The following is a 13,397-nucleotide window of genomic DNA, read 5'->3' as shown; positions in this document are numbered from 1 at the left end:
CAGCGGGTGCGCGGTGGCCCTTGACGCCGGTGCCCTGCGCTGTCAGGCAGCGCTCAGGCGGGCGGTACGGGACGCGGTGCGCGTCCCTGCCTCGCCGCTGCCAGCACTCCGAAGAGGAGGAAGGAGCAGGTCGCGGCGAGGACGAGGAGCAGCGGGGCGTCCCAGCCGCCGCTCGCGTCGTGCGCGACACCGAGGACCGTGGGGGCGGTGGCGGCGACGAGGTAGCCGATCCCCTGGACCGTCGCCGAGAGCCGCGAGGCGTGGGCGTCCGACTGCGACAGCCGCACCACGAGGACGAAGACGACCGTGAATCCGCCGCCCTGCGCGACGCCGCCGAGAGCGCACCACAGTGCCCACAGATCGGGGGCCAGCAGGAGTCCCGCCGGCACGGTGCACCAGAGGGAGCCGACGAGGGCGATGCTGCCCAGCGGCCGCAGCCGGCGCACCATGAGCGGGACGCCCAGTGCGCCGACGACCGCGGCGAGCTGGAAGACGGAGGAGCTCGCTCCGGCGGTCTCGACCGAGAAGCCGTTGCGGTCGACGAGGAGGCTCGGCAGCCACGCGGTCACGCCGTAGTAGGAGAACGCCTGGCTGGAGAAGCAGATCGCGAGTGCGAGCACCGTGGCGCTCCGCCAGATGCGCGGAGGAGCCTCCGTCCGCCGATCGGGCGCCGGGGTGCGCGGCACGGGCCGGACGGCGCGCCTCGGGCCGACGGCGGCGAGCCAGCCGAGCAGCGCGAGCAGAGTGAGGACGAGCCAGACCAGGAGGGCGCCGCGCCAGCCCAGGAGGAGGGCGAGGGGTGCCGTGCCCAGGGACGTGATCGTCGAGCCGATGTTGAGAGCGGCCGTGTAGACGCCCGTGGTCAGATCGACCCGCGCGGCGGAGACGTCCCGGCGGATCACGACGGGCACGACCACGTTGCCGATGGTGATGAAGACGCCGATGAGCACGGTGCCCGCCATGACGGCGACCGTGTCGCCCGACGAGCGGACGATCGTGCCGAGTGCGACACCGAGCACGGTGACCGTCACCGCGGCATCGGGCCCGGCGCGTCGGATGACGAGCAGCGCGAGCGGCGTCGCCAGGGCGAAGCAGAGCACGGGGATGCTCGTCAGGACGCCCGCCTGACCGGAGGAGAGCGAGAGGTCGTCGCGGATCGCGTCGATCACGGGCGCGACGGCGACGATCGGCCCGCGCAGGACCAGTGCGACGAGGGCGACGGCGACGACGAAGAGCCAGGGGGCGCTCCGACGCGGCGTCATCGACGCATCGGGGCGGGTGCGGGGCGGCGGCCGCGCACCGCGGTCAGGATCCGAGCTGGGAGAGGAAGCCCCCGAGGTTGACGAGGAAGCCGATGCCGCCGAAGACGATGCCGGCGATGCCCGTCACCAGGCCGGCGGTCGCCATGCCGCGGCCGATGCCCGTGACGGCGGCGGCGGCGCGGCCGCGCACCGAGAACACGATGGCGAGGATGGAGGGGACGAAGAGCGGGTTCACGAGGAGGCTGAGGATCCCCAGCACGAGGCTCGCGATCGCCATCGGGTTCCGGCCGGACGCTGCCGGAGAGGCGTACGGGTTCGTCGCGTACGGGTTCGACGAGTACGTGCTCGAGGCGTACGGGTTCGCCGCCGTCGAGTCGGACGAGTACGGGTCGGTCGTGCCGGCGCCGTAGGGGGCCGACCCGTACCCGGGTTCCGCCGAGGGCGCCGGGCGGCCGGAGGCGGCGTCGGGCGCGTCCGGCGTGCCGTAGATCGGAGCCGCGGGCGACTGCGGGCCGGCCGGACGGGACCGGTCGGTCCAGGCGGATCCGTCCCAGTAGAGCTCCGAGCCGAGATCGGCGGGATGCGGGTACCACCCGGGCGCGGGAGTGCGAGGGGATTCGTCGGACATGGGGGAATTCTAGGGCTCGGCACCCGGGCTCCGGGGCCGAGCCCGCCGGGTCAGTCCTTGGGCTGCTCGATGCCGAGGGCGTTGCCGTCCGGGTCGAGGATCCACGCCGACCAGACGCTGCCGCGATCGGCGACGCCGTTCTCGGTGCGCAGCTCGTCGGTGTCGTAGTCCTCGGGGGTCACGCCGCGCTCGGCGAGGGCGTCGAGCTCGGCGCGCAGGTCCGAGACGCGCCAGGACGCCTTGGTCTGCTCGTCCTTCGAGCCGGTGGTGCTGGCGGTCACGGTCAGGCGGGTCCCGCCGGTGAGGTAGGCGACGGCGGAGTCGCTCTCCTCGATCACCTGGAGGCCGAGCGCATCGGCGTAGAAGGCGCGCGAGGCGGCGAGGTCGGTCGAGAGCAGGACGGGGCCGATCGGGGAGTCGGAGAGCACGGATGCACCTTTCGTCGGGGGAGTCGCTCGGGGCGACGGGTGCTCTCAGCCCACGCCCTCGCTGCAGGGTCGACAAGGGGTTGCGTGCTCGGCTGTCCGGAAGGCGCAGCGGGGCTGCGCAGGGCTCCGTCGGTCGCGCAGGATCGTCCCCGACGCGAGGAGGCGTGATGAACGGACTGGACCGGCACGAGGCGTCCGCACTCGCGGCCCTCACCCGGCTGGTGGCGGAGCTCGTCGAGGACGGAGCGCTCGAGGCGGAGGAGCTGCGTCTCCTCGCCCGCGCTCTGGCGGCCGAGGAGACGGCGTCGCTCGGACAGGAGCTGGACCGGCTGGCTCGGCGCGTGAGCGCCCTCCGCTGATCCCGCCCTCTGCTGATCCCGCCCTCTGCTGATCCCGCCCTCCGCTGAACCTCAGTCCCGGATGACGGCCCTCTCGGAGAGCGGCCTCGAGGAGACCGAGCGCCTCGCCGGGGCCGACGCGGCTGCCCGGCGTGAGCATCCGCATCCGCAGGCCGTCGACGAGAGCGAGTATCAGCTCGACGTGCTGCTCGAGAGGCCCCCGCCGCAGCACTCCCTCCTCAGACAGCACAGCGATCCATCGCGCGGTGCTCTCGCGGCTGCTCGCGGCGACGGCTTCGAGCAGCACCCGGCCCTGATCGGTCGCTCCCACTCCCAGCCCGGCGGCGTGGAGCGCGAACCAGCCGCTCAGGGCCGGAGGAGCGTCCGCCGCGGGCAGGAACTGCCCGGCGCACTCGACGAGGCGCTCCAACGGGTCCAGGCGGCGATCGGCGATCCGGTGGTCCTCGAGGCCGGCGTGGAAGAGCTCGGCGACCACCGCGTCGTGCAGACCCCGCTGGGTGGGGAAGTGGTGGCGCAGCGTGCTGGCGCCGATCCCTGCTCTCGCGGCGACCGTCCGGACGCTCAGGGCGGCGACGCCGGACTCGGCGATCACCGACCGTGCCGCCTCCAGGATCTGCTCGCGTCGGTCCACCGGTTCGCCCTCTTTGTCAGCGCCTCCTCGGGCGTGCACCAACCCGGCACACCGTACCGGCACGGCGTGCCAGGAGGAGACGGCACAGCGTACCAGGCGCTGTTCCGACGGATCGGACGAGTCCGCCGGGGGAGGAGCGCCCCTCCGGGACCGGTGTACGGGAAACGAAGTCCCGCCGCGGCGCCGCCACTCCCGGCCGTCGTCTTCGCCAGGCTGGACGGGAACCTCGACGGGTGCCGGTGCTCCGGCGCCCGGGATCGGACGCATGGACACGGACAGCAGCGAGCACCCGCTGGCGGTCGACGACGCACTGGCACTGGTCTCGGTCCTCGCCGTGCTGGAGGGCGCGCTCGCCTCGGGCGGACTGCCGTCCGACGTGGAGTCGGTGCTCATCCGCCACCTCGTGCAGAACGACCTGCTGCTCCCCGGTGCCGACCGGGGCGAGCTGCTCGACGCCTTGCGCGGTCTCGACGAGCGCGTGCGCGCCGTCCTCGGCTAGGGCGCCGGACGCTCGCCGCGGGCCGTCGCCCGCGGACGACCCCCGCCCGGCGGGCGGCTAAAGTCGAGGGGGTTGGCGAAGCCCTGAGGAGTGTCCGCGCGTGTCGAACGAACCGTCGAATCCGTCCGAGAACGAGTCCCCCGCGGTGGTGACCGAGGCCGGGACGGGCTTCACGCACTTCTCCGACCGGGCCGTCGTGGCGATCCGCGTCAACGGCGAGTTGAAGGACCTGGCGGCGGACGTCGTCCCCGGAGACCGCATCGAGCCGGTGCTGATCTCCTCGCCCGACGGGCTGAGCATCCTCCGCCACTCCGCCGCGCACGTCCTCGCGCAGGCCGTGCAGCAGAGCAACCCGGAGGCGAAGCTGGGCATCGGCCCGCCCGTCACCGACGGCTTCTACTACGACTTCGACGTCGAGGAGCCCTTCACCCCCGAGGCGATGAAGGCGCTCGAGAAGGCGATGGACCGCATCATCCGCCAGGGCCAGCGCTTCGTGCGGCGCGTGGTGACCGAGGAGGAGGCCCGGAGCGAGCTGTCCGCCGAGCCCTACAAGCTCGAGCTCATCGGCCTCAAGGGCGGGGGAGCGGACGAGGAGTCGGTCGAGGTCGGCGGCGCCGAGCTCACCATCTACGACAACGTCGACCCGCGCACCGGCGAGACGGTGTGGAAGGACCTCTGCCGCGGTCCCCACCTGCCCAACACCCGCATGATCGGCAACGGCTACGCACTCACCCGCAACGCCGCGGCCTACTGGCGGGGCTCCGAGAAGAACCCGCAGCTGCAGCGCGTCTACGGCACGGCCTGGCCGACGAAGGACGAGCTCCGTGCGCACCAGGCGCGCCTCGAGGAGGCCGCCCGCCGCGACCACCGCAAGCTCGGCCACGAGCTCGACCTCTTCTCGTTCCCCGACGAGATCGGCTCCGGGCTCGCCGTCTTCCACCCCAAGGGCGGCATCATCCGCTACGAGATCGAGCAGTACATGCGCGAGCAGCTGCTCGCCCACGACTACGAGCTCGTCTACACGCCCCACATCACCAAGGGCGACCTCTTCACCACCAGCGGGCACCTGCAGTGGTACTCCGAGGGCATGTTCCCCCCGATGCACCTCGACGAGCTGCAGGACGAGGACGGGAACGTCACCCGCCAGGGCCAGGACTACTACCTCAAGCCCATGAACTGCCCGTTCCACAACCTCATCTTCCGCTCGCGCGGACGCAGCTACCGCGAGCTGCCGCTGCGCCTGGCCGAGTTCGGCACCGTCTACCGCTACGAGAAGAGCGGGACCCTGCAGGGCCTCACCCGCGTGCGCGGGCTCACCCAGGACGACGCTCACATCTACGTGACGCAGGAGGACGTGGCGGCCGAGCTCACCCGCAACCTCGAGTTCGTCCTGCAGGTGCTGCGCGACTACGGCCTGAACGACTTCTACCTCGAGCTTTCCACCAACGAGGAGGGGAACCCGAAGTTCGTCGGCGCCCCCGAGCAGTGGGAGGCGGCCATCGAGTCCCTCCGCGCTGTCGCGGTGGAGTCGGGCCTCGAGCTGGTCCCCGATCCCGGCGGAGCGGCGTTCTACGGCCCGAAGATCTCGGTGCAGGCGCGCGACGCGATCGGCCGCACCTGGCAGATGTCGACGATCCAGCTCGACTTCAACCAGCCCGAGCGCTTCGAGCTGGAGTACACCGCGTCCGACGGCTCGAAGAAGCGGCCCGTGATGATCCACCGCGCGCTGTTCGGCTCGATCGAGCGCTTCTTCGCGATCCTCACCGAGCACTACGCCGGCGCGTTCCCGGTCTGGCTGTCGCCCGTGCAGGTCGTCGGCATCCCCATCGCCGACGAGTACCTCCCCTACCTCGAGGAGGTCGTCGGCGAGCTCAAGCGATCCGGCGTCCGCGCCGAGATCGACTACTCCAGCGACCGCATGCAGAAGAAGATCCGCAACGCGACCCTGCAGAAGGTCCCGTTCCAGATCATCGTCGGCGAGAAGGACCGCGACGCCGGAGCGGTCAGCTTCCGCTTCCGCGACGGCACGCAGGAGAACGGGATCCCTGTCGCCGACGCCGTGGCGCGCATCCGCGAGGCGATCGCCTCGAAGGCGCAGGTGTGAGCGTGGACGACCTCGTCCCCGAGGGAGCGGAGGGGTCCGCGCACCTCGCGGGCGTCCCCGACGAGTTCCAGCGCCTGTGGACCCCGCACCGCATGGTCTACATCCAGAAGGGGCAGCCCGGGCCCGACGACTGCCCGTTCTGCGTCGCCCCGACTCTGAGCGACGAGGAGGCGCTGATCGTCGCCCGCGGCGAGCACGCCTACGTCCTCCTCAACCTCTTCCCGTACAACTCCGGCCACCTCCTCGTCTGCCCGTACCGCCACATCCCGCTGTACGACGAGGCCACCCCGGAAGAAGTGGCCGAGATCGGCTCCCTCACGCAGACGGCGATGCGGGTGATCCGCGAGGTGTCGAACAACGACGGCTTCAACCTCGGGATGAACCAGGGCGCGGTCGCCGGAGCCGGGATCGCCGCGCATCTGCACCAGCACGTGGTGCCGCGCTGGGCGACGGACGCGAACTTCTTCCCGATCATCGCGCGCACGAAGGCGCTGCCGCAGCTCCTCGGCGACGTCCGCGCCAGCATCGCCGCCGCCTGGCCGACGGCGTGAGCAGGGTCCGCGCAGGCGGACCTCGGTAGACTCGACGGCGCTGTCGGCTGGAGACAGAGCCCAGCCGTCGGCTGGAGACAGAGCAGAGAAACAGGACCCGCGATCATGACCGACACCCCCACTCCCTCCTCCTCCGCTGCCTCGGAGCAGTTCGGCTCGAGCCGCGTCAAGCGCGGTCTCGCCGAGATGCTCAAGGGCGGCGTGATCATGGACGTCGTCACCGCCGAGCAGGCCCGCATCGCCGAGGACGCCGGCGCCGTGGCCGTCATGGCGCTCGAGCGCGTCCCCGCCGACATCCGCTCGCAGGGCGGCGTCGCGCGGATGAGCGACCCCGACCTCATCGACGCGATCGTCTCCTCCGTGTCGATCCCCGTCATGGCGAAGGCCCGCATCGGCCACTTCGTCGAGGCGCAGGTGCTGTCGGAGCTCGGTGTCGACTACATCGACGAGTCCGAGGTCCTCTCGCCGGCCGACTACGTGAACCACATCGACAAGTGGAAGTTCACCGTCCCCTTCGTCTGCGGAGCGACGAACCTGGGCGAGGCGCTGCGCCGCATCACCGAGGGCGCCGCGATGATCCGCTCGAAGGGCGAGGCCGGCACCGGCGACGTCTCCGAGGCCACCAAGCACATCCGCACCATCTCGGCCGAGGTGAACCGCCTGAAGGCGATGACCAAGGACGAGCTGTACGTCGCGGCCAAGGAGCTGCAGGCCCCCTACGACCTCGTCGCCGAGATCGCGCAGACCGGCAAGCTGCCGGTCGTGCTGTTCACGGCGGGTGGCGTGGCGACTCCGGCCGACGCGGCGCTCATGATGCAGCTCGGCGCCGACGGCGTCTTCGTCGGCTCCGGCATCTTCAAGTCGGGCGACCCGGCCAAGCGCGCCGCGGCGATCGTCAAGGCGACCACCTTCTACGACGACGCGAAGGTCATCGCGGAGGCGTCCCGCGGACTCGGCGAGGCGATGGTCGGCATCAACGTGTCCGACGTCCCCGCGCCGCACCGCCTCTCCGAGCGTGGCTGGTAGCACCGGGCCCCGCGTCGCGGGGGAGGGAGAGACCCGCGAGTCCCTCGAGGGGCTCCGGGTCGGCGTCCTCGCCCTCCAGGGCGACTTCCGCGAGCACGCGAACGTGCTGCGCGAGCTCGGCGCGGAGGTGGTGCTCGTGCGCCGTCCCGCCGAGCTGGCCTCCGTCGCCGGGCTCGTCATCCCCGGCGGCGAGTCGACGGTCATGGACAAGCTCTCGCGCCTCTTCGGACTCGCGGAGCCGATCGGCGAGGCGATCGAGGCGGGCCTGCCCGTCTACGGCACCTGCGCCGGGCTGATCATGCTCGCCGACCGGGTGCTGGACCGCATCGACGGGCAGCACAGCTTCGGCGGGCTCGACGTGACCGTGCGCCGCAACGCGTTCGGCAACCAGCTCGACTCCTTCGAGACCGACCTCGACGTGCCCGCGATCGGCGACCCTCCGGTGCACGCGGTGTTCATCCGGGCGCCCATCGTGGAGGAGCTGGGAGAGCGGGCGACCGCTCTCGCCGCGGTCGCCGACGGCCGGGTCGTCGCGGTCGAGCAGGGGAACCTGCTCGGCACGTCGTTCCACCCCGAGATCACGGGCGACTACCGCTTCCACGAGCTGTTCCTGCGGAAGGTCGCGGCCACGCGCTACGGAGCCTGACCCGGGACTCCGCCAGGGGTGGCCCCTGTCGGTGGTGACCGGCACAGTGGACGCATGCCCGAACTCCCCGAAGTGCAGGCCCTCGCCCGCGATCTCGACGAGCGCCTCGGAGGACACGTCCTCGAGCGGCTCGACGTCTTCGCGATCTCGGCGCTCAAGACGGTGGCGATCCCGCCGTCCTCCCTCTCCGGGCAGCCGATCCACGGCGTCCAGCGGCACGGCAAGTTCCTCGACCTCTCGATCGGCGACGTGCACGTGCTGCTCCACCTCGCCCGGGCGGGCTGGGTGCGCTGGCGTCCCGAGCGCCCCACGGCGCCGGTGAAGCCGGGCCGCGGGCCGCTCGCCGCGCGCCTGATCCTCGAGGACGGCTCCGGGATCGACGTGACCGAGGCCGGCACCAAGAAGAGCCTCGCCCTGTCGATCGTCGCCGATCCGCGCGACGTCGACCGGGTCGCGCGACTGGGCCCCGATCCGCTCGACCCCGCCTTCACGCGCGAGATCCTCGGCGCGATCCTCGCGACCGCCGGCCGTGCGCAGCTCAAGGGCGTCCTCCGCGATCAGTCGCGCATCGCCGGCATCGGCAACGCCTACTCCGACGAGATCCTGCACGTCGCGCGCATGTCGCCGTTCAAGCCGGCGACCCTCTCGCCCGAGGAGCTCGACCGCCTCTACTCCGCGCTGCGGTACACGCTCGATGAGGCGCTCGGCCGAGCCGAGGGACTGCACGCCGCCGACCTCAAGAAGGAGAAGAAGCTCGGCATGCGCGTGCACGGCCGCACCGGCGAGCCCTGCCCGGTCTGCGGGGACACCGTCCGCCAGGTGATCTTCGCGGACTCCACCCTCCAGTACTGCCCCACCTGCCAGACGGGCGGGAAGCCCCTCGCGGACCGTGTCCTCTCGCGACTGATCAAATAGCGGGCCGGTCCCCGCCCGGCCCGCCGCGGTCGGCTTCTCGGCGTGGACGCGCAGGTGGAGCGTCCTGCGTCCGCCTACGGCGATCCGCTCGCACGCGGATCACCTGTTCGGCTCGGAGGTGGGCGGCGATCCGGTTACCGCGGATCCGAGAACGCGCGCGTGCTGGTCGAGTGCGCGTGTGCAGAGCGGCGGGGCCGCATCGCGTCTGGGCGTTGGGGGCTCCGGCTGGTCGCCGTCGGCCTGCTGACCGAGCGCGTGAGACGACTTCTCGGGGAGAAGCTGTCTGGACGACCACGGGTTCCGCGAGGACGGCGGTGCGGTCTGCGATGATGCCTGATCGTTCGTGAGAACCTCGGCCAGGACGGCTCGTCGGCCACGATGGCGTCTGCGCCCGTTCCTGACTGCCGTTGTGCGTCACTCCACAGAACGTCCGGCTCGGGCGGCGTCGGGGTCCCCGGGTGCACGTCAGAAGTGAGGCTCCGTGACGCGATCGGGCGATTCGCGCTCGGATCCGCGCGCTCAGCCTTCGTTCCGCTTGCTGAGTGGTCCGCAACCGAGGTCGGGAACCGTCCGGACGCCTCGAGCGGACTCCGCGAGCCCTCCCGACCTCGGTTGCAGACAGGACGGCGGCCCAGAAAGCCAGAAGCCGGTCTCGGTCGAGCCGGATCGTCTTTCCGCGTGTCAGCGGATCGGCGTAGCCGGACGCACGACGCTCCACCTGCGCGACCGTTTCGGGGAGCCGACTGCGGAGAGCCGGGCGGGGACCGGCTCTCAATTAGACTGGCTCAGCTATCAGCGGCGCCCGCGGGGGTCGCACACGACGATTTTCCGAGGGAGCACCGTGTCCGGGCATTCCAAGTGGGCCACGACCAAGCACCAGAAGGCGATCAAGGACTCGCGTCGCGCGAAGTCGTTCGCCAAGCTGATCAAGAACATCGAGGTCGCCGCCAAGATCGGCGGAGCCGACCTCTCGGGCAATCCGACGCTCGTCGACGCCGTGCAGAAGGCGAAGAAGACGTCGGTCCCGAACGACAACATCGACCGCGCGATCAAGCGCGGCGCCGGCCTCACCGGCGAGGTCATCGACTACACGACGATCATGTACGAGGCCTACGGCCCGAACGGCATCGCCCTGCTCGTCGAGTGCCTCACCGACAACAAGAACCGCGCCGCCGCCGATGTGCGCACGGCCATGACCCGCAACGGCGGCACCATGGCCGACCCGGGCAGCGTCGCGTACAACTTCGCGCGCAAGGGCGTCATCAGCGTGCCGCACGGCGAGAGCGTCACCGAGGACGACGTCCTGGGCGCGGTCCTCGACTTCGGCGTCGACGACGTCCTCGACCACGGCGAGAGCTTCGAGGTGCGCGTCGAGCCGAGCGAGCTCGTCCCGGCGCGCTCGGCGCTGCAGGAGGCGGGCATCGACTACGACTCCGCCGACATCGAGTTCGTGGCCTCGCTGCAGGTCGAGGCCGACGCCGAGACCGCCCGCAAGGTGTTCCGTCTCATCGACGCGCTCGAGGACTCCGACGACGTGCAGAACGTCTACACGAACCTCGACATCACTCCCGAGGTCCGCGCCGAGCTCGAGAACGAGGAGTGACCCGGTGACCCCGGATCGCCCGATCGGGTCGCGCTGATGCGCGTCCTCGGGATCGATCCGGGGCTCACCCGCTGCGGTGTCGGCATCGTCGACGTCGCTCGCGATCGGCGCGCGACGCTGGTGCACGTGAGCGTCCTGCGGACTCCCGTCGACGACCCGCTCGAGCGGCGGCTCCTCGCCCTCGGCGACGGCATCGAGGCCCTCCTGGACGAGCACCGGCCGGACGCGGTGGCCATCGAACGCGTCTTCGCCCAGAACAACGTGCGCACGGTCATGGGCATCGCGCAGATCAGTGGAGTCGCGCTCGTCGCCGCCGCACGCCGCTCCCTCCCGGTCGGCATGCACACCCCGAGCGAGGTGAAGGCCGCGGTGACGGGCTACGGAGCCGCCGACAAGCGGCAGGTCACCGCGATGATCCAGCGCGTGCTCCGCCTGGACGCGCCTCCGACTCCGGCCGACGCGGCCGATGCGCTCGCCCTCGCGGTCTGCCACGCGTGGCGCGCGCCGCTCGCCTCCGGGCCGTCGTCCGCGGCCGAGGGGGAGACGCCGGCGCAACGCGCATGGCGCGCCGCGGAGGCCTCCTCTCGAACGCCTGTTCGAGCACCTAGACTGACGCGGTGATCTCCTCTCTCCGCGGCACCGTCCTCTCCGCCCGCGGGAGTCTCGCCGTGATCGACGTCCACGGCGTCGGCTACGCGGTCAACGTGACTCCGCAGCACGCGCTCGAGATGCGCGTCGGCGACGAGACCGCGGTCACGACCACGCTCATCGTCCGCGAGGACTCGCTCACCCTGTACGGGTTCCCGGACGCGGAGCAGCTCGAGATCTTCGAGCTCCTCATCGCGGTGACCGGGGTCGGCCCCAAGTCGGCTCTGGGGGTCCTCGGCGCCGTCGAGCCCGAGCGCATCGCGCAGGCCGTCGCCGATGAGGACGACGCCGTGTTCCGCAAGGTGTCCGGCATCGGCCCGAAGACGGCGAAGCTCATCATCCTGTCCCTGGCGGGCAAGCTCGCCGTCCGCCCGCGCGCCGCCCGCGGCACCGGTCCCGGGGCGACCGCCGCGCAGAGCGTGCTCTCCGCCCTCGTCGGACTCGGCTGGCCCGAGCGCATCGCCGCCGAGGTGGTCGACGAGATCCTCCTCGACGCCCAGGCGTCCGACGCCGCGAACGTGCAGGCGCTCCTGCGCCTCGCCCTCGCCCGACTCGGTCCGGCGGCCCGCTCGTGAGCGGCGACGGACTGCTCGGACCGGAGGTCGTCTCCGAGGCCGAGATCGCGTTCGAGGGCGCCCTGCGTCCGAAGAGCCTCAGCGAGTTCGTCGGCCAGCGGAAGGTCCGCGGCCAGCTGGAGCTGCTGCTGAAGGCGGCGGCGATGCAGGGCCGCACCCCCGACCACATCCTGCTCGCGGGTCCTCCCGGTCTCGGCAAGACGACGCTGGCGATGATCGTCGCGGAGGAGAGCTCGTCGCCGCTGAGGCTGTCCAGCGGTCCCGCGATCCAGCACGCCGGCGACCTGGCCGCGGTGCTGTCGTCCCTGCTGCCCGGCGAGATCCTCTTCATCGACGAGATCCACCGCATGGCGCGCTCCGCGGAGGAGATGCTCTACCTGGCCATGGAGGACTTCCGGATCGACATCATGGTCGGCAAGGGCGCCGGAGCGACGTCCGTCCCGCTGGATCTCGCCCCCTTCACCCTCGTGGGCGCCACGACCCGGTCCGGTCTGCTGCCCAATCCTCTGCGCGACCGCTTCGGCTTCACGGCGCACCTCGAGTTCTACGCCGAGGACGAGCTGCGCCAGGTCCTCGCCCGTGCGGCGCGCCTGCTCGAGCTCGACATCGACACCGAGGCGATCGCCGAGATCGCCGGGCGCTGCCGCGGCACTCCTCGCATCGCGAACCGGCTGCTGCGTCGCGTGCGCGACTTCGCCCTGGTGCACGGCGGACGTGCCGACATCGCCGCCGTCCGCGCCGCTCTCGACCTGTACGACGTCGATCCGCTGGGCCTGGACCGCCTCGACCGCGCCGTCATGGAGATCGTCCTCACCCGGTTCGACGGGGGACCGGTGGGCCTCAACACGCTCGCCGTCTCGGTGGGCGAGGAGGCCGAGACCGTGGAGGCCGTGGTCGAGCCCTTCCTCGTCAGGATCGGCCTGCTGACGCGCACACCGCGGGGGCGCGTCGCCACTCCCGCGGCCTGGCGCCACTTCGGGCTCGACCCGCGCGGTGCCGCCGCCTCCCAGCAGTCGCTCTTCGGGGATGACCTATAATCTTCAAGGCCCGACGGGCCGCTCGATCCCGCGCATCCGGCTGAGACGCCGCGCGGGCTCGCCACCCACTCCGGAAGGCTCACCCATGGATCCGACGATCATCCTGCTCGTCCTGCTGCTCGCCGTGATGATCATCTTCATGTTCCGCAACAACAAGAAGCGCCAGCGCGACGCGGAGAACATGAAGAACAACCTGGTCCCCGGCGTCGAGCTGATGACGGGGTCCGGACTCTTCGGCACCGTCGTGTCGATCGACGAGGACGCCAACAAGATCGTCATCGAGTCGACCCCCGGCACCCTGCTGACGATCCACCGCCAGGCCATCGCGCGCCTCATCGACCCGAGCGAGAACGTCGTCGCGACCGACGAGGACGACACCGTCGACGGCGCCGCTCCCGCGTTCGGCGAGCGCGACGCCGCTCACCAGGGCGACCCGCTGGTCGACCCGATCGAGCGCGACCGCAAGCCGGACGCCCAGTAGTCTC

Annotated in this window: 15 protein-coding genes and 1 pseudogene; 12 read left to right on the top strand and 4 right to left on the bottom strand. The window is 71.6% G+C overall.

All coding sequences use genetic code 11. The annotated features are described in order from the left end of the window. Window positions 1-53: 53 nt before the first annotated feature. The 3 genes from AC0CID_RS04740 to AC0CID_RS04730 are packed head-to-tail and all read right to left on the bottom strand — an operon-like array spanning window position 54 to window position 2,318. Entirely contained in the window at window positions 54-1,262 is a 1,209-nt protein-coding gene (locus AC0CID_RS04740; RefSeq protein WP_465225934.1) for an MFS transporter, read from the bottom strand. 43 nt (window positions 1,263-1,305) lie between these two features. Further along, on the bottom strand, window positions 1,306-1,890 hold the full coding sequence (locus AC0CID_RS04735) for a DUF4190 domain-containing protein (RefSeq protein ID WP_465225933.1): 585 nt from the start codon (window positions 1,888-1,890) through the stop codon (window positions 1,306-1,308). Window positions 1,891-1,940: 50 nt separating this feature from the next. Further along, window positions 1,941-2,318 (bottom strand): VOC family protein, encoded by a 378-nt coding sequence (locus AC0CID_RS04730; protein ID WP_465225932.1) that lies wholly within the window; start codon window positions 2,316-2,318, stop codon window positions 1,941-1,943. Between the two features lie 167 nt (window positions 2,319-2,485). Between AC0CID_RS04730 and AC0CID_RS04725 the strand changes: the two genes are divergently transcribed. Next, window positions 2,486-2,677 carry a hypothetical protein gene (locus AC0CID_RS04725; RefSeq protein WP_465228141.1) on the top strand — a complete coding sequence of 64 codons (192 nt, stop codon included), beginning with the start codon at window positions 2,486-2,488 and terminating at the stop codon, window positions 2,675-2,677. A 535-nt stretch (window positions 2,678-3,212) separates the two neighbouring features. Here AC0CID_RS04725 and AC0CID_RS04720 read toward each other — a convergent pair. Continuing rightward, a pseudogene (locus AC0CID_RS04720) lies at window positions 3,213-3,575 on the bottom strand (hypothetical protein); the annotation flags it as partial. Between AC0CID_RS04720 and AC0CID_RS04715 the strand changes: the two are divergent. The 11 genes from AC0CID_RS04715 (at window position 3,574) to yajC (ending at window position 13,393) form a co-directional block, all read left to right on the top strand. Next, window positions 3,574-3,807: a hypothetical protein gene (locus tag AC0CID_RS04715; protein ID WP_207404965.1), complete on the top strand. Its 234-nt coding sequence runs from the start codon at window positions 3,574-3,576 to the stop codon at window positions 3,805-3,807. The pseudogene AC0CID_RS04720 and the gene AC0CID_RS04715 overlap by 2 nt on opposite strands. A gap of 145 nt (window positions 3,808-3,952) precedes the next feature. After that, window positions 3,953-5,911 (top strand): threonine--tRNA ligase, encoded by a 1,959-nt coding sequence (gene thrS / locus AC0CID_RS04710; RefSeq protein WP_465228049.1) that lies wholly within the window; start codon window positions 3,953-3,955, stop codon window positions 5,909-5,911. Window positions 5,912-5,913: 2 nt separating this feature from the next. Continuing rightward, window positions 5,914-6,462, top strand: a complete 549-nt coding sequence (locus AC0CID_RS04705; RefSeq protein ID WP_465228048.1) for an HIT family protein — start codon at window positions 5,914-5,916, stop codon at window positions 6,460-6,462. A gap of 105 nt (window positions 6,463-6,567) precedes the next feature. Continuing rightward, complete coding sequence (gene pdxS, locus AC0CID_RS04700; protein WP_465225931.1) at window positions 6,568-7,488, top strand: pyridoxal 5'-phosphate synthase lyase subunit PdxS; 921 nt, start codon at window positions 6,568-6,570, stop codon at window positions 7,486-7,488. After that, the gene (gene pdxT, locus AC0CID_RS04695; protein ID WP_465225930.1) at window positions 7,478-8,134 is read left to right on the top strand and encodes a pyridoxal 5'-phosphate synthase glutaminase subunit PdxT; all 657 of its coding nucleotides are present in this window, start codon (window positions 7,478-7,480) and stop codon (window positions 8,132-8,134) included. The genes pdxS and pdxT overlap by 11 nt, the downstream gene beginning before the upstream one ends. A 54-nt stretch (window positions 8,135-8,188) precedes the next feature. Continuing rightward, on the top strand, window positions 8,189-9,049 hold the full coding sequence (locus AC0CID_RS04690; RefSeq protein ID WP_465225929.1) for an Fpg/Nei family DNA glycosylase: 861 nt from the start codon (window positions 8,189-8,191) through the stop codon (window positions 9,047-9,049). 841 nt (window positions 9,050-9,890) lie between these two features. Beyond that, window positions 9,891-10,652 (top strand): YebC/PmpR family DNA-binding transcriptional regulator, encoded by a 762-nt coding sequence (locus AC0CID_RS04685; protein WP_207404959.1) that lies wholly within the window; start codon window positions 9,891-9,893, stop codon window positions 10,650-10,652. A 36-nt stretch (window positions 10,653-10,688) separates the two neighbouring features. Next, complete coding sequence (ruvC, locus tag AC0CID_RS04680; RefSeq protein ID WP_465225928.1) at window positions 10,689-11,273, top strand: crossover junction endodeoxyribonuclease RuvC; 585 nt, start codon at window positions 10,689-10,691, stop codon at window positions 11,271-11,273. Next, on the top strand, window positions 11,270-11,875 hold the full coding sequence (gene ruvA, locus AC0CID_RS04675; protein ID WP_465225927.1) for a Holliday junction branch migration protein RuvA: 606 nt from the start codon (window positions 11,270-11,272) through the stop codon (window positions 11,873-11,875). Before ruvC ends, ruvA begins: the two co-directional genes overlap by 4 nt. Next, window positions 11,872-12,912, top strand: a complete 1,041-nt coding sequence (gene ruvB, locus AC0CID_RS04670; RefSeq protein ID WP_307786133.1) for a Holliday junction branch migration DNA helicase RuvB — start codon at window positions 11,872-11,874, stop codon at window positions 12,910-12,912. The genes ruvA and ruvB overlap by 4 nt, the downstream gene beginning before the upstream one ends. 85 nt (window positions 12,913-12,997) lie before the next feature. Further along, entirely contained in the window at window positions 12,998-13,393 is a 396-nt protein-coding gene (gene yajC, locus AC0CID_RS04665; protein ID WP_207404953.1) for a preprotein translocase subunit YajC, read from the top strand. Window positions 13,394-13,397: the final 4 nt, after the last annotated feature.

This window comes from Rathayibacter sp. AC451 (assembly GCF_979253095.1).
Note: the sequence above shows the minus strand (reverse complement) of the source record. Positions and strands in the feature narration are given on the sequence as shown.

Bases quoted from the DNA above. Each gene is read 5' to 3' on its own strand.
- ruvC (WP_465225928.1), top strand. From the start codon at position 10,689: ATGCGCGTCCTCGGGATCGATCCGGGGCTCACCCGCTGCGGTGTCGGC.
- AC0CID_RS04725 (WP_465228141.1), top strand. From the start codon at position 2,486: ATGAACGGACTGGACCGGCACGAGGCGTCCGCACTCGCGGCCCTCACC.
- yajC (WP_207404953.1), top strand. From the start codon at position 12,998: ATGGATCCGACGATCATCCTGCTCGTCCTGCTGCTCGCCGTGATGATC.
- AC0CID_RS04715 (WP_207404965.1), top strand. From the start codon at position 3,574: ATGGACACGGACAGCAGCGAGCACCCGCTGGCGGTCGACGACGCACTG.
- AC0CID_RS04740 (WP_465225934.1), bottom strand. From the start codon at position 1,262: ATGACGCCGCGTCGGAGCGCCCCCTGGCTCTTCGTCGTCGCCGTCGCC.
- pdxS (WP_465225931.1), top strand. From the start codon at position 6,568: ATGACCGACACCCCCACTCCCTCCTCCTCCGCTGCCTCGGAGCAGTTC.
- AC0CID_RS04690 (WP_465225929.1), top strand. From the start codon at position 8,189: ATGCCCGAACTCCCCGAAGTGCAGGCCCTCGCCCGCGATCTCGACGAG.
- AC0CID_RS04735 (WP_465225933.1), bottom strand. From the start codon at position 1,890: ATGTCCGACGAATCCCCTCGCACTCCCGCGCCCGGGTGGTACCCGCAT.